Origin of the sequence: Elusimicrobium sp. An273 (genome assembly GCF_002159705.1) — a bacterium.
Taxonomy (GTDB): domain Bacteria; phylum Elusimicrobiota; class Elusimicrobia; order Elusimicrobiales; family Elusimicrobiaceae; genus Avelusimicrobium; species Avelusimicrobium gallicola.
The window spans coordinates 32260-54198 of the sequence record NZ_NFJD01000001.1; the positions used below are offsets into that span (position 1 = coordinate 32260).

General features: G+C 53.3%; 22 protein-coding genes and 2 tRNA genes. 11 read left to right on the plus strand and 13 right to left on the minus strand.

The genetic code is table 11. The features are described from left to right. Nucleotides 1-13: 13 nt before the first annotated feature. Both B5F75_RS00150 and B5F75_RS00155 read left to right on the plus strand, forming a co-directional pair. Complete coding sequence (locus B5F75_RS00150; RefSeq protein ID WP_087286164.1) at nucleotides 14-1330, plus strand: Na+/H+ antiporter NhaC family protein; 1317 nt, start codon at nucleotides 14-16, stop codon at nucleotides 1328-1330. Nucleotides 1331-1379: 49 nt separating this feature from the next. Beyond that, nucleotides 1380-1454: transfer RNA gene (locus B5F75_RS00155), tRNA-Arg, on the plus strand. Nucleotides 1455-1494: 40 nt separating this feature from the next. On the opposite strand, the gene B5F75_RS00160 is transcribed toward B5F75_RS00155, so the two are convergent. The 3 genes from B5F75_RS00160 to B5F75_RS00175 form a co-directional block, all read right to left on the minus strand. Beyond that, on the minus strand, nucleotides 1495-2244 hold the full coding sequence (locus B5F75_RS00160; protein ID WP_143351210.1) for a hypothetical protein: 750 nt from the start codon (nucleotides 2242-2244) through the stop codon (nucleotides 1495-1497). 68 nt (nucleotides 2245-2312) lie between these two features. Then, nucleotides 2313-3104 (minus strand): cupin domain-containing protein, encoded by a 792-nt coding sequence (locus B5F75_RS00165; RefSeq protein WP_143351211.1) that lies wholly within the window; start codon nucleotides 3102-3104, stop codon nucleotides 2313-2315. 142 nt (nucleotides 3105-3246) lie between these two features. Further along, nucleotides 3247-3672: an SEL1-like repeat protein gene (locus tag B5F75_RS00175; protein ID WP_087286172.1), complete on the minus strand. Its 426-nt coding sequence runs from the start codon at nucleotides 3670-3672 to the stop codon at nucleotides 3247-3249. Nucleotides 3673-3737: 65 nt separating this feature from the next. Between B5F75_RS00175 and B5F75_RS00180 the strand changes: the two genes are divergently transcribed. After that, nucleotides 3738-4544: a radical SAM protein gene (locus tag B5F75_RS00180; protein ID WP_087286174.1), complete on the plus strand. Its 807-nt coding sequence runs from the start codon at nucleotides 3738-3740 to the stop codon at nucleotides 4542-4544. A 43-nt stretch (nucleotides 4545-4587) separates the two neighbouring features. Here B5F75_RS00180 and B5F75_RS00185 read toward each other — a convergent pair whose 3' ends face one another. The 10 genes from B5F75_RS00185 to B5F75_RS00230 all read right to left on the minus strand — a co-directional run bounded on the left by B5F75_RS00185 (nucleotide 4588) and on the right by B5F75_RS00230 (nucleotide 15968). After that, entirely contained in the window at nucleotides 4588-5988 is a 1401-nt protein-coding gene (locus B5F75_RS00185; protein WP_204201181.1) for a PTS transporter subunit EIIC, read from the minus strand. Next, nucleotides 5989-6594: a carbonic anhydrase gene (locus B5F75_RS00190; RefSeq protein WP_158093723.1), complete on the minus strand. Its 606-nt coding sequence runs from the start codon at nucleotides 6592-6594 to the stop codon at nucleotides 5989-5991. Nucleotides 6595-6686: 92 nt separating this feature from the next. Further along, a complete protein-coding gene (locus B5F75_RS00195; RefSeq protein WP_087286178.1) occupies nucleotides 6687-6944 on the minus strand; it encodes an SWIB/MDM2 domain-containing protein in 258 nt (85 codons plus the stop codon). A gap of 114 nt (nucleotides 6945-7058) precedes the next feature. Then, entirely contained in the window at nucleotides 7059-8675 is a 1617-nt protein-coding gene (pckA, locus tag B5F75_RS00200; RefSeq protein ID WP_087286180.1) for a phosphoenolpyruvate carboxykinase (ATP), read from the minus strand. 1 nt (nucleotide 8676) lies between these two features. Then, a complete protein-coding gene (locus B5F75_RS00205) occupies nucleotides 8677-9888 on the minus strand; it encodes a pyridoxal phosphate-dependent aminotransferase (RefSeq protein ID WP_087286182.1) in 1212 nt (403 codons plus the stop codon). Nucleotides 9889-9986: 98 nt separating this feature from the next. Continuing rightward, a complete protein-coding gene (locus tag B5F75_RS00210) occupies nucleotides 9987-12830 on the minus strand; it encodes a hypothetical protein (protein ID WP_087286184.1) in 2844 nt (947 codons plus the stop codon). Between the two features lie 113 nt (nucleotides 12831-12943). Further along, a complete protein-coding gene (locus B5F75_RS00215; protein WP_087286186.1) occupies nucleotides 12944-13771 on the minus strand; it encodes an Mrp/NBP35 family ATP-binding protein in 828 nt (275 codons plus the stop codon). Between the two features lie 8 nt (nucleotides 13772-13779). Continuing rightward, complete coding sequence (locus B5F75_RS00220; RefSeq protein ID WP_087286187.1) at nucleotides 13780-14217, minus strand: GDYXXLXY domain-containing protein; 438 nt, start codon at nucleotides 14215-14217, stop codon at nucleotides 13780-13782. Then, a complete protein-coding gene (locus tag B5F75_RS00225) occupies nucleotides 14207-15118 on the minus strand; it encodes a DUF4401 domain-containing protein (RefSeq protein WP_158093724.1) in 912 nt (303 codons plus the stop codon). The genes B5F75_RS00220 and B5F75_RS00225 overlap by 11 nt, the downstream gene beginning before the upstream one ends. Then, complete coding sequence (locus B5F75_RS00230; RefSeq protein ID WP_087286191.1) at nucleotides 15111-15968, minus strand: DUF2157 domain-containing protein; 858 nt, start codon at nucleotides 15966-15968, stop codon at nucleotides 15111-15113. Before B5F75_RS00230 ends, B5F75_RS00225 begins: the two co-directional genes overlap by 8 nt. 52 nt (nucleotides 15969-16020) lie before the next feature. Here B5F75_RS00230 and B5F75_RS00235 point away from each other — a divergent pair, with 52 nt between their 5' ends. The 8 genes from B5F75_RS00235 to rpe all read left to right on the plus strand — a co-directional run bounded on the left by B5F75_RS00235 (nucleotide 16021) and on the right by rpe (nucleotide 21936). Then, a complete protein-coding gene (locus B5F75_RS00235; RefSeq protein ID WP_158093725.1) occupies nucleotides 16021-16842 on the plus strand; it encodes an alpha/beta hydrolase in 822 nt (273 codons plus the stop codon). A 44-nt stretch (nucleotides 16843-16886) separates the two neighbouring features. After that, nucleotides 16887-17741 (plus strand): alpha/beta hydrolase, encoded by an 855-nt coding sequence (locus B5F75_RS00240; protein ID WP_087286195.1) that lies wholly within the window; start codon nucleotides 16887-16889, stop codon nucleotides 17739-17741. A 98-nt stretch (nucleotides 17742-17839) separates the two neighbouring features. Then, a tRNA-Ser gene (locus tag B5F75_RS00245) sits at nucleotides 17840-17924 on the plus strand. A 106-nt stretch (nucleotides 17925-18030) separates the two neighbouring features. Then, on the plus strand, nucleotides 18031-18528 hold the full coding sequence (locus B5F75_RS00250; protein WP_087286197.1) for a MarR family winged helix-turn-helix transcriptional regulator: 498 nt from the start codon (nucleotides 18031-18033) through the stop codon (nucleotides 18526-18528). Nucleotides 18529-18632: 104 nt separating this feature from the next. After that, nucleotides 18633-19046, plus strand: coding sequence for an ester cyclase (locus B5F75_RS00255; protein WP_087286198.1), 414 nt, complete (start codon nucleotides 18633-18635; stop codon nucleotides 19044-19046). 240 nt (nucleotides 19047-19286) lie between these two features. Then, on the plus strand, nucleotides 19287-20243 hold the full coding sequence (fmt, locus tag B5F75_RS00260; protein WP_087286201.1) for a methionyl-tRNA formyltransferase: 957 nt from the start codon (nucleotides 19287-19289) through the stop codon (nucleotides 20241-20243). After that, nucleotides 20243-21244 carry a PASTA domain-containing protein gene (locus B5F75_RS00265; protein WP_087286203.1) on the plus strand — a complete coding sequence of 334 codons (1002 nt, stop codon included), beginning with the start codon at nucleotides 20243-20245 and terminating at the stop codon, nucleotides 21242-21244. The genes fmt and B5F75_RS00265 overlap by 1 nt, the downstream gene beginning before the upstream one ends. Further along, on the plus strand, nucleotides 21241-21936 hold the full coding sequence (rpe, locus tag B5F75_RS00270) for a ribulose-phosphate 3-epimerase (RefSeq protein WP_204201183.1): 696 nt from the start codon (nucleotides 21241-21243) through the stop codon (nucleotides 21934-21936). Before B5F75_RS00265 ends, rpe begins: the two co-directional genes overlap by 4 nt. The last annotated feature ends 3 nt before the right edge of the window (nucleotides 21937-21939 follow it).

Sequence of the window (21939 nt, forward strand, 5' to 3'; positions counted from 1 at the left end):
GCGCAGGAATTTTATGAAACCGGAAAAATTTACCCCCAATCCTCTTGCCCTCATTCCACTGGGCGTTTTTTTACTTTCTTATTTGGCCGTTTCTCTTGCGGCGGGCGACTTTTACAAAATGCCCATTACCGTGGCCTTTGTGCTCTCCTCCGTGGTGGCCGTGGCCATGAGCAAAGGCGGCTCGCTGCATAACCGCATTGAACTTTTTTGCAAAGGGGCCGCCAATTCCAACATTATGCTAATGGTGCTGATTTTCATCCTGGCGGGAGCCTTTGCCCAAACCGCCAAAGCCATGGGCGCGGTGGATGCAACGGTCAATTTAACCTTGGCTATTCTGCCGGGCAATGTGCTGGCGGCGGGCGTCTTTTTGGCGGCGTGCGTCATCTCCGTCTCGGTGGGCACTTCGGTAGGCACGATTGTGGCGCTGACGCCGGTGGCGGCGGGGCTTTCTGCGCAGACGGGAATTTCGCCCGCGCTGATGAGCGCCGTGGTGGTAAGCGGCGCCATGTTTGGGGACAATCTTTCTTTTATTTCCGACACCACAATCGTGGCCACCCGCACCCAAGGCTGCAAAATGGCGGATAAATTCAAAACCAATTTTCACATCGTTATGCCTTTTGCCATTCTTACGACCATTCTCTATATTTTCTTGGGAAGCGGCGCGCAAAGCTCGTTTGCCAGCGGCCCCATTTCGTGGGTAAAAGTGCTGCCGTATGTAATCGTATTGGCAGCGGCGGTGATGGGCGTAAACGTAATGCTGGTGCTGTTGGGCGGCACCGTTTTGTGCGGGCTGATTGGCCTAATGACGGGCGCTTTTGACATTTGGGGGTGGACGACCTCCATGGGGGCCGGCATCAACGCAATGGGCGAGCTGATTATTGTAACGCTATTGGCGGGCGGCATGCTGGAAATGATCCGCTACAACGGCGGGCTCGCGTGGATTATCCAAAAAATGACGGCTAAAATTTCTTCCCGCCGCGGGGCGGAGCTGAGCATTGCGGGCGTCATCAGTTTTGCCAACTTATGCACCGCCAACAATACCATTGCCCTGATTATGGCCGGGCCGATTGCCAAAGAAATTGCCCAGCGCTTTGGCATTGCCCCCAACCGCTCGGCAAGCTTATTGGATATTTTTTCCTGCTTTGTACAGGGCGTTATTCCGTACGGGGCCCAACTGCTGATGGCGGCCAGCCTGTCCGGCGTTTCTCCGGTGAGCATTATGCGCTACCTATATTATCCGTATTTATTAGGCATAGGGGCGCTGCTAGCCATTTGGCTGGGGTTTCCGCGCACGCATGCACCGCAACAGGCGGCAAAAACGGAAGCATAGTCCTTCCGTGCGGCGCTTAATTTTGATAAAATAAAGAAAACAGATTTGCGCGCTCGTAGTTCAATGGATAGAGCGTCAGCCTCCGAAGCTGGAAATGTGGGTTCGACTCCCGCCGAGCGCACCATTTAAAAATCCCCGGTTTTAAACCGGGGATTTTTACATTTTTACAGATACAGCAGTTTAAATCCTACGCCAAAACTCCAATCTTTCGTTTTCCAGTTTCCCGCAGCATGTGTGCTTGCGTTTGCATAAAAGGCCGTCCCGTCGTTTACCAGCGTGCCTACTTCCAATTCCGGGATAAATTCCGCCATGCCGCTGTGTTCAAAATCCATATAGTAATACAAGTTGGTCAGCACCCACCACTGGTTGGGGGACGTGTAGCCGATGTTGGCGCGCAAGCGGCCCGTATTAATATCCGCGCGGGCATGATCCCCCACGACAGACACATAATGCTTATATCCTACCGCCCCATAAAAACCCGCCGGAAAAGCCAGCAAAATAAACGCGGACGGACTGGCCTGCAGCTGCCCGGAACCCAACAGCTTGTCGGTGGCAGTGGGCAGGAAAAATTCCATTTTGGCACCAAAGCCGAACAGGTTTTCAGCGGGCAGCGTCCAGGTGATATTGGCCAGGACGTCTCCCAGCCCGTTGACGGATTTATCCGGCGATTCGTAGCGCACCACCGGCACTTCCACCCCCCAGTTAAAACGTTCGTTAATTACGTGATAGGTCTTTAGCGTAAGCTGGGTGGAGGAAATTCCTGCGCTGTCGTCCAGCACGGTGGTGGAGGGATTTACCTCAAACGTGGTAATGTTTTCCGTCGGCACCACGCCGTAATGATACGTCCGCTGGATTTGCGCATGTAACGGGCAAACCAATCCCAAGAGCAAACTTAAAACCATCCATTTTCGCATATGTTCTCTCCTAACCCCTTTCTTGTACTTTAGCTGGCATTCCGTTGAAATTCAAGTCCAGCGGCTCCTTATTTTTGAATGGGACAGACTTCTTCGTTCTCCGGGCACACGGCCGGTTTTTTATGGGCAATGGGCTTGGCCGAAAACAGCAAAAACCGCCCCCCGCTGGCCAGGGAAGAGGCCATAATCTCCCCGCCGCACATCCGCAGGAAAGAATCTTTCCCGAAACACACTTGGGCCCCCTCTCCAAAATACACTTTCCCGCCAAAGATATACAAAACCGTCGTATTTTCCGCCGGCGCTTTATATGTAAAAGCGCCCCCCGGGTTTAGCGTAACATCCAAAATGGTGGTTCCCAGCGGATGCTGGGCAATGCTTCCCTGGCGGTGTTTAAACGCCCCGCACAATACCCGCACTTGTGCGTCTTCCGTACGCACCAGCGGCACGTGTTCGCTTTCAAACTCCCAGCGCTTTCCGCCGCCCGCGGCCCCCGGCAGCGTGTGCATCCATAACTCCATATTCAGCACATATACGCTTTGGCTCGGATCGGCCTGCTGAAGGCCCCCCACCACGTTCACCCAGCGGGAAGCCCCTTCCGGGCGGGCCAAATGCTCGTCTTCCAAATCGGGCGGATCCACCAGGCCGGTTACCAAATAATTCAGCGTTTCCCGGTTGGGGTGAGAAGGCGGAGCAATGATATCGGCCCGTTCAAATTCCGGGCTGCAATAACATACCGCCAGCCAATAAAACGGATCAAAAGAAGCTTGGTTGTGCCGGTCAATCAGGCGCCGCAGCACCATGCACGGCCCCGTGGATGAGAGTTCCCACCAAACGGAACGTTTTGCCTGCGTTGTTTCCATGATGATTTTCCCCCGCGCTGCCGCCGGTTTTTCTTTTCCGTGCGGCGCGCTTTTCTTTATTGTATACCAACGCTCATCCGCCTGCCCGTTTATAATTGGATTAGTTGCAGCCGTCCCCTGCGGCCAAACGGCGGAGCAAACCCTATTCGTTGTGTTCCTTTCCTAATTTGGCACGGAGTTCTTGGATTTTTTCTTGGATAAAATTGGCGGCATCAAGCGAAAGCGGCGAGTTTCTGCCCTGCATAATGTGCAAAGACAAGGCCCGCTCAAACCAAAGGAGCGCTTTTTCTTCATTTTGCGGAGCGCCGTGGCCGGCCAAATACATTTCCGCCGCCTGCAGCATCACGCCGCAGTCTTCGCCGGCGTTGGCCACAATTACCGTCCATTTAAAGGCCAGCGGATAATACTCTTCTCCCTCTTCCCGGTACAGCATAAGCAGTCTGTACCGCGCCTCTTCGTCTCCGTTCTGGGCTTCTTGATCCCATTTTAGGTAGCGTTCCCGGCGGCGGGCGGCAAAATCAAAAAAATGTTTGATGCGTTCCCAACAGGTGCCCCAATGCACTGGCATTATTTTGCTCCTTTTTGTAGATATTGTACACTATATAAATAGTTTTCGCCAGGGAGACGCCGCTTATGATTACCATTGCTAAGACACCCGTCAAAACCTTGCTTTCAAAATCCAAAATTCCCGGATTTGATTACGTCATCAATCCCTATGTAGGCTGCCCGCACAAATGCGTATATTGCTACGCCGAATATATGCGCAAATTTACGGGCCACGCCGAAGAATGGGGCGATTTTTTAGATGTAAAAGAGTGCCCTGTTCCGCTCCGCCCCGCCCAACTCTTCCGCACGCGGGTCATGCTCAGCTCCGTAACCGATCCGTACAATCCCTATGAAAAACAATATGAACTGACCCGCCGTTTGCTCAAGCAGCTGATTGTCTGCCAAGCGCAGGTACACATCCTTACCAAATCGGCTTTAGTGCTGCGGGATATGGATTTACTCAAGCAAATGCCTTCCTGCGAGGTGGCCTTTTCTATCGCCTCGGCCGACGAATCTTTCCGCCAACTGGCCGAGCCGGGCGCCTCCAGCCTGCAAGACCGCCTCGACGCCCTTCAGACGTTACATCAAAACGGCATTCACACCGCGGTTATGGCGGCCCCATTGTTCCCCGGTATAAGCGATTGGAGAAAAATCATAGAGCAAACCCGCCCTTATGCCGAGCGTTACACTTTTGACAGTTTAAATATGCGTCCTGCCTACCAACGCAAAGTGATGAACTTTGTCGCACGCCACTACCCGCAGGCGCTTCCGCTCTACAGCGAAATCTACCTGCAGGAAAGCACCGATTACTGGCAAAAACTGCGGGAAGAAATTACCGCTTATTGCCTTCAACACGGCATCCAAGGCGAGGTTTACTTTGGCCATTCCCATTAAACGGCAAAAAAATCCCCGCTTGCAAGCGGGGATTTTAAATTTTTTAAGCCTCTTCTTCCGGCGGGTCATCAAAACCCAGTTTCCACGTAAACAAGAAACCCGCCGCCATGGCGGCCAAAAAGCCAAGCGCATAAAACAGCACGCTGCGTAAATTGGAAAGCACCAAAAACAGCACTACGCCGGAAACGCCAAACGGAATCGCGGAAGTAACATGGAACACCGCCACGACCGCTCCGCCCACCGCCGCGCCCAAACAGGCGCCGATAAACGGTTTAAAAAGCGGCAGCGTAACCCCATAAATAAGCGGTTCGCCAATGCCCAGCAGGCCTACCGGCAGGGCATTTTTAACAATCGTTTTTAGCTTGCTGTTTTTGGTTTTCCACAAAACGGCCAAACTGGCTCCCACCTGCCCGGCGCCGGCCATACACAAAATCGGGAATAACGGGTTGGCGCCCAACGAATCGACCAATTGCTGGTGAATCGGCACCAAACTTTGGTGAATGCCCAGCATCACTAGCGGCAGGAACGAGCCGCCCAACAACGCCCCCGTTATCAATCCTCCGTGTTTTAAGGCGTTTTGGGTTTGCAGGGCCAATTGCTCGGACAGCCACCCCGCCGCCGGCTGGATAAGCACCAAAGAAACCACCCCCACAATAAAAATGGTTAACGTAGGAGTGAGGAACATTTCCGTGCTTCCCTTAAACCAAGCCCGCAGGCGTTTTTCCAGCCAGCTGCCGGCCCAGCACACCAGCAATACGGCAATGACGCCGCCCTTGCCGGGCATTAACGAAGCCCCAAACAAAGACACTTCCGCCAAGGCGGGCATATTTAAAATCCCCGCAAAGGCCACGCCCAGGGCAGGCGTACCGCCAAATTCTTTATTGGCATTGTAGCCCACGACGGCATTCAAATAAAAGAAAATGCCGTTTCCAAACACGCTTAACAGCGCTACCAAATTGGAATCGCCCGTGAGCACGGTTTTGGATAAGATATTGGTAATCCCCAGCAACAGCCCGCAGCCGATATAAGCGGGAATCAGCGGCATAAAGATATTGCCGATCACGGCGCACACATGGCTCAGCACGCTGGAATATCTCTTGCGTACGGCGGCTTTGTTTCCCTTGGTATCGCCGATTTCGGCATTAATCACGCCGGAAAGGGCATAATCGCCGGAAAGCTGCAAGGGCGCAAACGCGTGCCGCTCCCGAAAATACGCCGCCAGCTTGTTGGCGGTAGACGGCCCCACAATCAGCTGGTGCTGCGAACCGGAATAAAAATATCCCGCCACATCTTTCACCCGGCGCAACGCCTCCGGGGAGACCAACGCTTCGTCTTTTACCGTAAAGCGCAGGCGCGTCATACAGCACCCCAGCGTAACGATATTGTCCGCTCCGCCGCAGGCTGCCAAAATGCCTTCATACATGGTTTTTAAATCCGCAGGCATTTATTCCTCCGTCTCCACAAAATTCCACCCGTTCTGCCGGGCGTCAAACCGTTCCAGCCGACCGGTATCAATATGAAATACCATCCCTTCCAAATTCAATTTGCCTTGTGCCAGCGCCTGCTGTACAAACGCGATTTCCCGCAGGCGGGCCAATTGATCCAGCACATTGTTTTTAATGGCTTGTTCGTAGCTGTCTCCGCGGTATTTCCCTCCGCCCAGCCAAGCCGAAATGGCCGCAGGCAGTTTATCCAACATCTTCAGTTTGGCCACGGCGTTGCAGTTGCTGTGGCCCAGCACGACTATATTTTGCACGCGTAAGCTCTCTACGGCAAACTGCAGCGAAGCCATCATGGACACGTCCCGCGTATCCACTTGGTTTAGCATATTGCGGTGCACGCAGATGTGCCCGTCGTTGGTAGCGAAAATCGCTTCCGGGCAGACGCGGCTGTCAAAACAACTGATCACCATGGAATGCGGGTTTTGGGTATGGGCAATTTGCTCGGCATGCAGGGCGCAAAAGCCCTTACGCGGCGAATTGCCCTTAAAAAAGTGGCGGTATCCGTCCAACAGCTGGCGCATGCCTTCATTGGGATAATTCGGCTCCATATAATTATTGTAGCAGTTTCTATTCTTATCGGGCATTTTTTCCCAAAAGAAAAGCCCCGCACGCGGCGAGGCTTGAAAGGTTTTAATAACCGTTATTTGGACAGATGTTTGGAGAGGTATTTGCTCATATCAAACATGCTGATTTGTTTTTTGCCTTCAAAAATGGCGGCCAGTTTTTCATCCGCATTGATCATGCGTTTGTTGGTGGAATCCTGCAAGCCGTTCTTTTTGATGTAGTCCCACATCTTTTTGACCACTTCCGTGCGGGGAAGGGCGGCGGAACCCACTACGGCGGCGAGTTCAGCGCTGGGGGTTAAAGGGGCCATAAATTTTGCATTTGCTTTTGCCATATTACTAATTCTCCTGTTACGAATACGAAAATATCGTTTTATTCATTCTATTATATTTGGAGCCCTTTTAGTAGACCCAAAGGGCTCCGTTTAAATTTTGTCCGGTGCGGGCGCCTATTTTACTTTCGGCGCGGCGGCCAAGACTTCCTTGGAACAACCGTCTTCATACTTTTTGAAGTTTTCAATGAACGCCTTTGCCAAGGACTCATATTTTACCATATATTCTTCTTTATTGGCCCAAGAGTTCATCGGGTTCAAAATTTCAGACGGTACGCCCTCGCAGGACTGCGGAATCTGGAAGCCGAAAACCGGGTCGGTAATAAAATCTACCTTGGCCAGTTTCCCGTCCAGCGCCGCATTCAAGAGCGCACGGGTGTATTTGATGCTGATGCGGTGCCCCACGCCATACGGCCCGCCGATCCAGCCGGTGTTGACCAGCCAGCAGTCCACGTTATGGGCTTTAATTTTCTTTTTCAACAGCTCCGCATACACGGAAGGATGCAGCGGCATAAACGGCCCGCCAAAGCAGGTAGAGAAGGTGCTGGTGGGTTCTTTTACGCCTTTTTCCGTGCCGGCCACTTTGGCGGTGTAGCCGCTAATGAAGTGGTACAAAGCCTGGTCGGGCGTGAGTTTGGAAATGGGCGGCATCACGCCGAAAGCATCGCAGGTTAAGAAAATGATGTTTTTCGGGTGCGTGGCGCGTTTGGATTCCACGGCGTTTTCAATAAAATTAAGCGGATAGCACGCGCGGGTGTTTTCCGTCAGGGTGTCGTCGTCCAAATTCAGTTTGCCGGTTTCCGGGTCAAAGACCACGTTTTCCAACACGGTGCCGAAGCGGTGGGTGGTGGAGTAAATTTGCGGTTCGGCTTCCTGGCTCAATTTAATTACCTTGGCATAGCAGCCGCCTTCAAAGTTAAACACGCCGTCATCATCCCAGCCGTGTTCATCGTCGCCGATGAGGCCGCGGGTAATATCGGCAGACAACGTGGTTTTGCCCGTGCCGGACAAACCGAAGAAAATGGCGCTGTCCTGCTTGTCGCCCACGTTGGCGGAGCAGTGCATGGTCATAATGCCTTTCTGCGGCAAGAGGAAGTTCATAACCGTAAAAAGCGCTTTTTTGTTTTCGCCGCCGTATTCGGAACCGATGACCAGAATCATCTTTTTCTCAAAGTTAATCAAAATGGCGGTTTCGCTCAGCGTGCCGTCCGTAGCGGGGTCTACTTTCATTTTGGGCAGGCAGATCAGCGTGAACTGCGGCACGAACGATTTGAGTTCTTCCTGTTTGGGTTCAATGAACATATTTTTTACAAACAGGTTCGTCCAGGCGCATTCGGTAATGGCGCGCACTTTGAGGCGGGAAGCTTCGCTGGATCCCACATACGCATCGCGCACGAACAAATCTTTGTCTTTTACGTATTCTTGCACTTTGGCGAAAATTTTGTCAAAGTATTCGGGTTTAATGCCTTTGTTGCTTTTGTTGTAAAAGAGTTTGCCTTCAATATCTTTGGTTTCCACGAAATAGCGGTCGTTGGGGCTGCGGCCGGTATGTTTGCCGGTGCTCACGCACAGCGGGCCGCCGTACACGATATTGGATTCCCCGCGGGAAAGCGACTGCTGATACAGGGCTGGAGTGGAATAGTTCCAATAGACGGTCTTCTCCGTGGTGATACCCGCATTTTCCAGTCCGTAATCCGGCTTAAAAAAATCCGGTTTTGCATTGAGTGTTTTCATGTTAATCCCTCGTTAGTAATTTATCCCCGATTTTAATTTCCTTCGGAGCGTTTTTATCAAGCGCCCAGCGGATTCGGCGCATGCCTTCTACAATAGAGGTCTGATCCGCACAAAAGCTGATGCGCAAGTACCCTTCCGCCCCAAAGGACACACCGGGCACTACGGCCACCAACACCTTGTCCAGCAAGTATTGCGCCAACGCGCTGGAGTCGGCATTGTAATGGCTAAAATCGATGAACGAATAGAAAGTCCCCGCGGGCTTTTCCACCCGAATATGAGGAATTTGGGCCGCTTCTTTTAATAAAACGTCGCGGTTTTCCTGCAAAATGCGGCACAAATCCGCTACGACCTGCTGATCGCCGTTTAGCGCGGCCGCCGCGGCCGTTTCGGACAGGTCGCAATTGCACGACGTGCTCTGCGCCTGCATGCGGCCCATGGCGGCAATCAGCGGGGCGTGGGCGCTTACGGCCCAGCCGATGCGAAGCCCCGTCAGCCCGTAGAGCTTGGACACGCCGTTAATAATCACTAAATTTTTCCCTTCTTTGGCAAACGCACACGGATTGGGCGTTTTTTTGCCGTCAAACACCAGTTGGTGGTAAATATCATCCATTACCAAAAAGATATTGTTTTGTTCGGCAAATTGCACGATTTGGCGGATGAAGTCTTCGCCGTAAATTTGACCGGAGGGGTTGCATGGGCTGTTAAGCAAAATGGCTTTGGTTTTGGGCGTAACGGCCTGCAAAATGGCCTGCGCGCTTACCTGCAGGGAGCGGCCCTCGCCGCGCACCACCACGGGTTTTCCCCCCGCCAGGCGCACCATTTCGGGATAGCTGACCCAATATGGCGCCGGGAAAATCACTTCATCGCCCGGATCCACCGCAGCCAGCAAAAAGTTAAACAAAGCCTGTTTGGCGCCGGCGCTGATAATGACGTTGGCCGGCTCGTAGGTTCGTCCGTAATGCGCTTGCGTGTAGCGCAGCACGGCGGCTTTCATTTCCGGCGTACCGGACGAAGGCGTATATTTAATTTTGCGGCTTTGCGCTTTGCGGATAATCGCCTCCACCGCGGCCTGCGGGGCCGGATAGGTGGGCTCGCCGCCGCCCAAGTGGATGACGGGCTGTCCGGCGGCTTTTAAGGCACGGGCTTTGGCATTAATTTTAAGCGTTGGAGAATCGCCGATTGCGGCGGAAAGTTTGCTTAGCGAAATGGACATATTTTTCCCTCTACGCACATTCTAACATTTAATTTAAAAAAAAGGGAGAATAAAAAATCCCCGCCTGATTATTAGGCGGGGAGAAAGAAAAGGAACGTCTATTTTTGGGAATCGTCCGGGCGGGCGGGGGCCGCCTTGTCCGGCACAATCCGGTCTTGCACCTGCTCGGTAAACGTCAGGCGGTCGCGGTGAATCAGCCCCGCCAACGCCGCTACTTCCCGGCGGATAAAATACTGCGTTTCAATATAAGGTTTCAGCCCTTTAAAGCGCAGGCGTTTGATTTTTTTAATCGGATAAAAATCCGGCGTAAACAACGTCAAATACCCCGCCAGGCCGCCGCCGTCCAAGTATTTGGGCTTGGCCTGGTCGTATCCTTCCAGCCGCGCCCGCGGATAGAGGGTGGCTTTTAAGTGGGGAATTTTGAACAATGCGGCTTCCGCCTCGCGCACGCCCAGCAGGTCACGGGTGGGATCCAACCCGTCGCCCACCATGGTGCTTGCGCGCACCTGATCCAAATCCGGTTCTTTTAAATCCCGCAGATACGGAACGGATTCCAAGGTAACAATATGCGGCTTGAGCGTGCCGAAGTCAAACGTAACCACCGGCACTTTCGGAAACCGGATAAAATCAAACCGGCTGACCGTGGAAGTCCCGTCATACCCCGGCTTCACGCGGCCCATATAGCCGCCTTCGGAAAAGGACATTTGGCACACGCCGCCCACCTTGTCAAAGTTATTGATTTTCACCGTCATAGACGACGGGGTCGCGTCTTCCAGCACGACGCCATGGGTGTATTCCTGTTCGTTGGTGCGCACGGCGGCACCGAACGACTTGCGATATTGGGAAGCCATAATGTTGCCAAACTGCTCCAACGTTAAATAGGAAGAAGTTTTGCCTAACACAAACCAATTCTGCACGCGCTCCAGCCACGAAAGATGATCCGGCGTGCTTTGGTCAATATACTCCGCCGCCGCCAGGTTGCGCCGTTCGTTTTCCCAGGCCACCCACTTGTTGCTGTTTAAAAAGAACTCCGGCATGCGGCCCTCTTTAAAGAAAGCCGTCGGGCGGGTTTGGGTAAAATACTCTTTTAAGCTGACGGTTTTCCCGCCGTCCAATTTCACGGGTTTTCGCCACAGGGCGTTAATCAAATCCCGGTCTGCCCGCAAGCCCGGCTTGCGGATTTCCGCCACCAGCTCTTTCCAGTTATGGCGCAGGCCGGCCGTCATCTGTGGGTCGTTGGTGTAGCGAAAGCCCTGTTTAAAGCTGTAATCCGCCATAGAGGTGGCCAAATCTTTTAACTCCACATTATGGGTATAGATGGAGCCGTCTTCTTCGGCCAATTCCACAAACCGCGTTACGTTTTCATTAAACTTATTTTTATAATACCCGGCCGGCAATCGTTTGGTGCCGGCGATTAAACGGTCGTCATACATAAAATCCGGCAGGCGGCCCGTTTCGCGGATGGGATTTAAAATGACTTTCTCCGCTTCTTCCAGCGGCATATAATACAAATACTCCATCACGTTATTGGCTTTGGCGGCGGACATTCCTTCAATTGCTTCCACCTGATTGCGCGGGCGGAAATAGCCGTTTTTAAAGTATTCCAGCCAATCGCGGATGATGCTTTCTTCGTCCTTTAATCCGGAAGGATATTGGTTGCTCATCAACCCCGTGCGCGGCGTATGCCTCAGCACAGGCACGACCGGATTGTATTCATCCGACGACGCAGCCGCCGCCGGCTGCTGCGGGGTTTGTTTGGCGGGAGAAAACCACTTTTTAGCCTTGCCCAGCCAATCCATAACGGGCAGGCCGGAATAGAGAACCCCGCCGGACGAAGGCTGAGAGCGCTGGAAAAATCCATAAGAGGCCCTTTCTTGCGGCGCGGGAGAGGACACCCCCGGCAGTTGCTGCGCCTGCAAAGAAGGCGCTATATGCAGGGAAATGGGCTGTTGTAAAACCGTCGGCCGGGCAGCCGCCTTCGTTTCCTGCGGCAAGAGGCGCACCGTCATTTTCATCCATGTTTCGGTTGCCCGTTCCGACAAATCCAACTGCAGCCGATTCAAACGGCTTGCGCGGCCCAAAGGCTCCGCCAGCTTGTTCCAATCGCGCTGTGCCTGTGCCGCGGCAGGTTTTGGCGGTACGGATACGGGGAGGTGATGCTTCCGGATAAACGTCTCCGCCGCGCTCCGCGCGGCAGACGGCTGAGCCAAAGCCATTACTTGCTCCAACTCGCCATACGCCCGCAGCCGAAGCAACGCCCGGGCGGCCGCCGTAAAGACGACGGGTTCCAACTCGGAAGAAGCGGCCGTTTGATACGCGTTTACCAACAGGGCGGCGTCCTGCGCCGTTCCATAAAATCCGATTCCGGCCATATCCGCCAGCAACCCGCCCGCGCTTTCGAGCACGGCGTCATTGGCGGCGGTCAAATTTTTAATACCGGAAAATCCCTTGGGGTGGGCAATTAAATCCCGCCGGTACGCTTCCAGCGCCTGCGCGGCCTGCTGGGCAGAAGGCGAAACCCCGCGCTGCAGGGTAAGCGTTAAAAATTCATTTTGCAGCAGGGCCGTCCGTTCCTGCTGGGAAGGCACCGCAAACAAGGCCTGCAAAATTCCGTCCGGCACTTGTTTTGCCGCGGCTTTGCGGCGCACCCACGCGGCAGGCGACTCCAATCCGACTTTCAACGAAACCTGCTGTGCTACTTTTTGTTCTAAAGCCGTTACGTCTACCAGCGGCTGCCCCGCCGAAACACCCACCGGGGGAACCGCCGCTTTTGCAACCGGCAACGGGCGCAGCCCCCTGGCGGTCAAGCGGGCGGAAGCGGGCAGTTTTTTAGCGCCGCCTTCCAACGCTTTTACCGCCCCTGTTACCGCCTTCGTCGGCAGCTGCGCGGCGGCGGGCAGGCATATCAAAACACCGGTTAATAAGCTCAAAATCCGTTTCATGCTTCTTCCTCTCTATGGGTAAACTTATTTTTATTATGCTATATCCCGCCCATACAAACAAGGGCCATTAGCCCCAGAACGAAAGGCTAATAGGCCCATGTCAAAAATAGGTCTTACAGTGCGGCCAGCTTATCTAACAGCGGGCCAACGGCGTCCTCGCGCACAAATTCGATGCGTCCTTCGTCCGCCGCCTGCGCCACCGCCGGATTAAGCGGCAAGCGCATAACGGGAGAAATGTTAAATTCTTTTCCCATTTCTTCCGCACGGCTTTTGCCAAACACCTCAATTTCTTTTCCGCAGTCCGGGCATTTTAAGTAGCTCATGTTTTCCACCAGGCCCAACACCGGCACCTTCATCATTTGAGCCATTTTCACCGCTTTGCCCACAATCATCTGCACCAGCTCCTGTGGGGAGGACACAATCACAATTCCGTCCACCGGCAGCGATTGGAATACCGTCAGCGTTACGTCCCCGGTGCCGGGCGGCATATCAATAAACAAATAGTCCACGTCCTCCCACACCACGTCCGTCCAAAATTGGCGCACCGTCCCGGTAATCAAGGCGCCGCGCCAAATGACGGGATCGGTCTCTTTTTCCAACAGCAGGTTTAAAGACATTACCTGTATGCCCTGCTGGCTTTTGACGGGGTAAATACCGTCTTGGTCGCCGGTGGCGCGCTCGTGCATGCCGAACATTTTGGGGATGGACGGGCCGGTAATGTCGGCGTCCAAAATGCCGCACGAATAGCCGCGGCGCGTCATTTCCACCGCCAGCAGGCTGGTTACAAAAGATTTTCCCACCCCGCCTTTGCCGCTTACCACGCCGATGACGTGTTTGATGCGGCTTCTCAAGTGGGGTTTGTCTTTGGGCATTTCGCCCGGGTTGCGGCTGGAGCAGTTGGCACTGCAGGAGCTGCAATCGTGGTTGCAAGTTTCGCTCATAATAACCTCTAGTGAATTTCGTTAAATTTTTCGTCCGTCAACGCTTCTATTAAAAACCGTCCGCCCGGCAGCTGGCGCATTTTGGCATAGGCCGCCCCTTCGTATTTTGTGCCGGTGCCTTCCTGAAAATAAAATTGGTGCGGCAGGCGCAGGCGTTTTTCAAAAGGGAAAACCTTTACTTCCCGCTCCGTCGGGGCAGTTTGCACTACGCCGTTTTCCGCCGCGTAGAACACAACGGCTTGACCGTTTTTCCAATTCTCCGGGGATCTTTCCAAATCGTAAAAAAGCTCCATATAATCCCCGCTTAACATCGCCCGCGGATCCACGGGCGCCATTTTAAAATACACGGCGGGCGCCTGTTGCCGCGCGGTCTGCGTACGCCACGCGTAGCCGCCCAGCAAAACGGCCAGCACCCCTGCCGCCGCCAAAAAGATTTTACCGCGCATAAGCCCCCCTTCTTCTCTGCCAGGCGTACACCGAAAGCAGGATAATTCCCGCCACCCACAGGTAGAAACTCTTTACCAACAGCGTCGTGTGCATATGATAGTACAACCACACGAGCGACAGCGCAAACACCGCCACCCCGGCTATTTTTAAGCTCAGCCGGTTCCGGCTAAACGCCAATGCCAACAGCGCCCCGCCCATTACCGTACCGACGTTTGTCAAATAAGCAAGCACCACCATCAGCACCGCCAGCCAGACATTAAAATCCTTCCCCGCGCGCCACGCATACACGCCGCACAAACACAGGGCCAAAAAAAGCGTATTAAACGGAAGCGTCGCCACATTTCCGCCCATCCACGCAAGTCCAAACGCCGCCAGACACGCCGGCAGCAACCCCCACGCCACCGGGCGCACTTTTTCACCGGGAACGAAAAACAATAAATACGCCCCCACAAAAAGCAGCACGCTAAAGCTTTCCAGCCACGGCCACGTTACGGTGCGCGCTTGGAACACCCATATTAAAAGAGCCATCGCACTGGCAAAGCTCATCACGGCGCGATCTATTTTTTGCGTAAAAACCGGGTACCCCGCCAGTGTGATTCCCAACACCAGCCAGAACGCCTGCCCGGCGCTTAAGTGCCACAGCATGACCAGCCCAAAAATAACCATTCCTTTCCCGCAAAGCGAAAACGCCAGCGCCGCCTGCGTCCAAAACGCCCCGGCCACGCCGCGCGTGCGCCCGGCCGCATACGTCCACACCACCGCCAGCAGGAGAATCCACACCCCCGCACGCAAAAAGGAGGGCCAACCCATCAGCAAAATCCCAATCAAGCAGGACAGCCACGCCCCGACGGCCACCAAGGCCGACACCATAAAAGGAAGTTTCGTTTCCGTATTAGTCACAGCGCACCTCCCCGCGGGTGAGGGCATATACCGCCCATCCGCTGCCGATAAACAGCGCCATTACCACCAGCACCGTCAAAATACCGTCCCCCAGATTTAACGAAGAAATGACCTCCTCCGCCAGCAACACGTCCAACGCCAGCGCGCAAAACCCAAGCTGCGCCGCCCCGCGGCCAAAACGCCACGCATACAAACCCAAAAGCGCCATCAGCCCCAGACTGCTCCAAAAGTGCAACATCCACCCGCTCCCCAGGCCGTCAAGCAGGCTAAACCACAGCGCCGCCGCCAAAAAGAAGAGTGAAAACCAACCGCTTTCTCCGCGGCGCCGCGCGGCCCACTCGCTGGCGGCAAAGCAAAGCGTATTAAATAAAATTAAGATCCACATATACTCGGACGTCATCCACAAGCTCCAGCGCGAGAGGATATACCCGTTACACGCCGCCGCCCACAACAGCCACAGCCAGCGGTTCCCCGCCAGCACAGCAAGCGGCAACAGACTGACGGCCCAGGCCAGGCAAAACTCATATACAAAGGCCCCCGTCTGATACACCTGTCCGTACACAACCCAAAACAGCCCCACAAACAGGCCGCACGCAAAGCTGAGCACTTTGCCGGCGTTATGTTGCAACCCGGCGAAATACGCCCCCGCCGCACAGACCAGCAGCCCGACAAGCGGCAGCGCGAATTTAGAAAGCACTCCCCACGCGGCCCAGTTGTACGCCACAAAGCATACCGTGCCCGCCAAAAAAAGCGCCGCCCCCGTCAGCCCGCACAGCGGGCCCACCCAGGCGGGAACTACAGCAACCAAATCGGTTGAAAGGGCGTTCAAAGCCCCTTGTTTTTTAGTCATATGTTCATTATACCAAATGCCTTCCGGGGCGTGGAAAAGCTATAATATAGGTATGATTTGGGTACTTCTTTTCGCCGTATTGGCAGGGGTGTGGTATGGCCTTTCCCGGTTGGGGGCCCATATCGTGTTCCGCCCGCAAAAAAAGCGCTGGCCGCTGACGCTTCCTTTTCAAAATGCCGCGTTTGACGCGCCGGACGGCACCCCTGTTACCGGCGTGTATCTGCCCGCACAAGCGGGCCGCCCCACGTTGCTTTTTTTCCACGGACGGGGCGGCAACGTTTCGCATTTTGAAAAATTCGCCCAGGTATATGCTTCCAAAGGCTACGGCATTTTTATGTTTGACTACCGCGGGTTTGGCCTGTCCAAGGGGCGCCCTTCCCAAAAACATATGTTTGAAGACGCCTTGGCCGCCGCGCGCTATCTGATGAATACCCTGCATATCCGTCCGCAGGAAATTGTGCTCTACGGCCATTCGCTGGGGAATGCGCCGGCCCTGTTTGCGGCCCAAACGCTGGGGAAATTGCCTTTTAAGGCACTCATTTTGCAAAGCCCTTTTTTAAGTACGCCGGATATGGCCGTCTGCCTGTGGAAACACGTTTACGAGCCGGCTTCTTTCTTCTACCGCGCCACCAAAGTGTTCGTTACGCCGTTTCTTTGGTTCAACCGTTTTGAGAACACGCTTCCGGCCGGGCAAATCAAACTGCCTGCTCTTGTGTGCATGAGCCGTGCAGACGCCACTATTCCCTGGAAAATGAGCGCGCACCTGGCAGATTATATTCCGCATACCAAACGATTCCTGTCTGAACACGGCGGGCACGACGAATTTGACTGGGCCGCCGACGCGGCAGATGCTTTTCTTAAAAATCTTTCGTAACCGGCGTTTTTTTGTTACTATAACTAAACAGAGGCTGCTTGCATATGCGTAAACTTCTTCCTTTCTTTCTGCTACTTTTGTTAATTGCCGCCTGGGCAGTATTTTTTGACCGGGCCACCGATCATTTTATTTTTGAACCTTCCCGCCAAATTTATTCCCTGCAGACGCCGTTTGAGGAAGTTTCGTTCCCCGCAAAAGACGAAACCCCCTTATATGCCCTTTACCACAAGGCCGATCCGGGCAAGCCGACGCTGCTGTTTTTTCACGGCAACAAATACAATATATATAGTTTTCAGGACTTTGCCCTGCCGTATACGCAAAAAGGCTATGGCCTGTTTATTTTTGACTACCGCGGTTACGGCAAAAGCGCCGGCAGAGCCACCGAAACGCATATGTACGAGGATGCCGAATCCGCCTTGTTTTATTTGACGCTTAAGCAAAACGTGCATCCGAAAGACATCGTGCTGTGGGGCGTGGCGCTGGGGGCTTCCCCTGCCTTATATGTGGCCGCCCACTACAACAAACTGCCTTTTTTAGGGGTGATTTTGCAAAGCCCCTTTACTAATATCACGGAGATGGGGTTTTATATGCTTGCGCAAAAGTATGACGAAACCCCGGCCGCCACGATTCTCCCGCTCTTTTTAAAACCGATTCTGTGGAATAAAGATTTTAACAACACCCAAATGATAGAAAACGTTCGCGCCCCCCTGCTGATCGGGGCCTCGCAAATGGACAGAACCATTCCTTGGACTATGAGCCGCGCCTTGGCGGTCAAAGCGCCCGCCGGCACCCGAAAGTTTTTCCCGTCTTTGGGCGCGCACCACAACCCCGAATGGATGGAAGAAGAGGCCCTTGCTTTTTTAAACCAGCTGGAAACAAAAACGCCCGACGCCCGCTAAGCCTGCGCCTGCCGCACGGTGTTTGCCAGACAAGAGAAAAAGAAGTTTTGTATAATAAATAAGCGCCGCAGGCCAGCCACTCGGCAAAGGCGCAAGCTGGAGAGGTGTGTGAGTGGTTGAAACAGCAGGTCTCGAAAACCTGTAAACCGCAAGGTTTCGAGGGTTCAAATCCCTCCCTCTCCGTAGATTTAAAGCCCCGCCTCCGCGCGGGGCTTTTTATGCATAAAACGGCACAAATACACAAGATAAAGCCATTGACAATAGTTAGATATCTAACTAAAATATACCTATGCAACGAACGCTCTCCCTTCTGTCAAAAATTTCCAATGCGGGCAATTCATTTATTACAGCCAAACTACGAGAACGCCATTATGGCCAGCTGGCGCCCTCTCACGGGGATATTTTAATACTGTTGTACAAATATAAAAAAATTACGATGCAAGAGATTGCCGCCAAAATTTTCAGAACCAAAGCAACGGTGACGGTGTTAGTCAATAAACTGGAAAAAATGGATTTTCTAAAAAGAGAAAAAAGCCCAGCAGACAGCCGAATTACCTATATCAGCTTATCGGAAAAAGGAATAAAATTTAAAGCCGTATTTGACGAAATATCCAAAGAATTAAACCAAATGCTGTATCAAAATTTTACGGCAGGCCAAATCGAACGGCTGGATCATACGTTAGAAAAGATGTTAAAAAACACCTCCGGTCATTCTCCAAAAAATCGTGAACGGAGCCGTTCCGATAAACAGGCGTATAAGAATACAAAACGGCATTGCTCTTTTTGAGGTAAATCCGCACCGCCAGAACGCCCCATAGAGGGCGAAACGTTTACGGGGCCTTTGCAGTATCACACTTGGGGGCTTGGTGCCCCCGAAACAGGAGTCTTCATATGAATACGGAGCAGAATAAAAATGCAATGAAAAAATTTGAAACAATGATTAATACGGCCGATTTAAATTTGGCTAACGAATTAATCAGCGCAAACGCCCAATTTATTACGCCGGTTTCTCCGACGCCGCTGATTGGCGGAGAAGGCTATTTGTCCGTCGTTCATTTTTTACGTTCCGGTTTTTCCAACGTACAATGGAAGGCGGAAGAAATGGTGGCAGAAAAAAATATCGTGGCCGTAAGCTGGATGTGCACCGGCACGCACGACGGTGAATTTCTGGGAATCAAACCCACGCACAAAACCTTCTCCGCCCGTTTTATGAATTTTTACTATTTTAATGAAGACGGAAAAATCATAAATGATGTCGCCGCGGAAGGGATGATTGCCATTATGAAAGCCATTGGCGCCTTTTAATACGAAATTGCTTTATTTCTCTGCATGCCGGCAACCCAACGCCCCCGTTCTCTGTGGATGGGGTTCTTTTTTAAAAACCGCCAACCGCCTGTTTGCAAAAACGGCCTTATGTATAGGATCCTAAAATAACTGTTGGGGGCTTTCTTTTTCTGCCTTACATGCCGCAATCCTCGGAACCGGCAGGGCCCGGGCCGGTTTCTCTATCCCCTAGGCCAAAACCAAATTTGTTAATATTAGTATATGAACAAACTGAAAACCATTTTTTTTGGAACGCCCGCTCTTTCGGTTCCGTATTTAGATTTATTTCATCAGCTGACGGATGTTCAGCTCGTCGTTACCCAGGCCGACAAACCCCGCGGCCGCGGAATGGAAATTTCGCCCTGTCCCGTCAAGAAACGCGCCCTGGAACTGGGCCTGCCGGTACTGTCTCCCGAAAAACTGAAAGACGCTTTTTCTCAAATTGCCGCCCTCCCTTTTGATTTGGGGTTGGCCGTAGCATACGGAAAAATTTTCCGGCCCGACTTTTTGGCTCTTCCCAAACTGGGCATTTTAAATGTTCACTTTTCCCTTTTGCCGCACCTGCGCGGCGCGGCCCCCGTGCAGCAGGCGCTGATTCAAGGATATACCCAAACGGGCATTTCCATTTTTTGGATCCGCCCCGGCATGGACGACGGCCCCCTCTTTCTGCAAAAAGAAATCGCCATCCTGCCGCAGGATAACGCGCAAACCCTGTTTGAAAAATTAATCCCGCTGGGGCTTTCGGGCCTGCAAACGGCACTGGAACAAATTGCCCAAGGCCATCTGGTTCAAACCCCGCAACAAGGCGAGCCGACCTTGGCGCCCATGCTGCAAAAGGAAGACGCCCTGCTCCGCCCCGCGGAGCTTTCCGCCCAATCCCTGCACAACCGCGTGCGCGGCCTGGCCTGCGGCCCCAAACCCAAAGTTCCGTTTACCCACAACGGCAAGACGGAATGGCTGCAGCTCGTAAAAACGGAAATTTCCTCTTCGCCTGCCCCGCAAACGGCCGATCCCGGCACGGTGCTTTGCATTGAAAGAAACCGCGGAATTTTAGTAAAATGTAAAGAAGGAAGTATATGGTTTAACGAAGTACACCCCGCCGGTAAAAAGCCGATGGCGGCCGAGGCTTTTGCCAACGGCCGCGGATTAAAACCGGGCGACGGAGCGTTTAAAGAATAATGCCTGCTAACAACGACCAAAATTTTGAAGACTTTTTAAACAAAGCCAAATCCTCTTCCCGCACCAAGTGGGTGGTGGTGGGCTTAATCGTTTTGTTTTTTGCCGCGCTTATTTTTGTATCCATAGACTGGGTCTTCGGCGCGCTGGTGCACACCCGCAAAGAAGTTTCCGTGCCGGACATTACAAAAAAATCCATTACCCAAGCGTTAAATATGCTGGCCACCAACAATTTGGCCATGAAACAAGCCGGGGTGGAGTTTGCCCAAGATGTACCGCCCGGTTCCATTTTGCGCCAAATTCCGTCCGCCGGGTCTACCGTGCGGGAAGGGCGCGTCATCCGCGTGTGGATCAGCCAAGGGGACGAAATGGTCTTTGTGCCCAACACCGTGGGCTCCGATTTAAGAAGCGCCCAACTGGCCGTGCGCCAAGCGGGCCTGTTGGTGGACAAAGTGGACAACGCCTACTCGCTGACCTATGAAAAAGGCCTCATCGTGGCGCAAAACCCCAAGCCCGACAGCATGGTGCAAAAAGGCGAAAAAGTATCCCTCGTCCTTTCCAACGGCGCTCCGCCCGCCAGCGTGGTGCTGGTGCCCAATTTCAAAAGCAAAAAACTGGCCGAAGCCACCTTGTGGGCCAGCTCGCAGAACATTAATTTAATCATTAAAGAAGACGCCAACTCCGTCTTCCCCAACGGAACGATTGCGGAGCAGCGCCCGGAGGCGGACAGCCAAATCGCACCCGGAACCAATTTAGAAGTAATCGTCAGCCGCCGCGAAACGGCAGATAATGAAAAGAGCTATCATCTGCACTACGAAATGCCGCAAGGCAAAAATGCCAGCCGCGTGCGCGTAGTGGTGGAAGACGCCACGGGCGAAATGGAAATTATGAACGAAACCAAGCAGCCCGGCTCCAAGATTGACTTGGAAATCCCCTATACAGACCGCGCCGCCGTACGGGTGTTTGTAGACGGTATTTTAGTGCGCGAACGGGAAGTGGAATGATGACCCCTTCCAAAATGCCTGCCGCAAATGGTAAAATATCTGTTGCGCCTTCTATCTTGTCGGCCGACTTGTGGCGGCTGGGCGAAGAAGTCCAGAAGGTGCAAAAAGCCGGCGCCGACTGGCTGCATATAGACGTGATGGACGGGCATTTTGTGCCGAACTTAAGTTTTGGGCCGTCCGTTGTCAGTTCTTTGAAAGGGAAAACCGATTTACCGTTAGACGTACATTTGATGGTGGAAGAACCGATGCTTTTTGTGGAGCCTTTTGCAAACGCCGGGGCCGACTTGCTGACCGTGCACATTGAAGCAAAAGACGAAATCCCGGCGGTGCTGGAAGTGATTAAAAAGCTGGGCATCAAAGCAGGCGTTTCCATCAAACCCAATACGGATCCGGGCGTTTTGGAGCCGTTGTTGGACGGATTGGATTTAATTTTAGTAATGAGCGTGTACCCGGGCTTCGGCGGGCAGATTTTTCTGCCGGAAAGCGAAGGCCAAATCAAGCGGGTACGCGATTTAATCGTGCGCTCCGGCCGGAACATTTGGCTGGAAGTGGACGGCGGCATCAACCCGCAAACCGCCCCCTTGGCCGTACAGGCCGGGGCCGATGCGCTGGTGGCCGGCAGTGCAATTTTTAAAGCCGCGGACCCTGTATTGGCCCTCAAGCAAATCAGACAGGCGGCCCCGGACATTTAATTA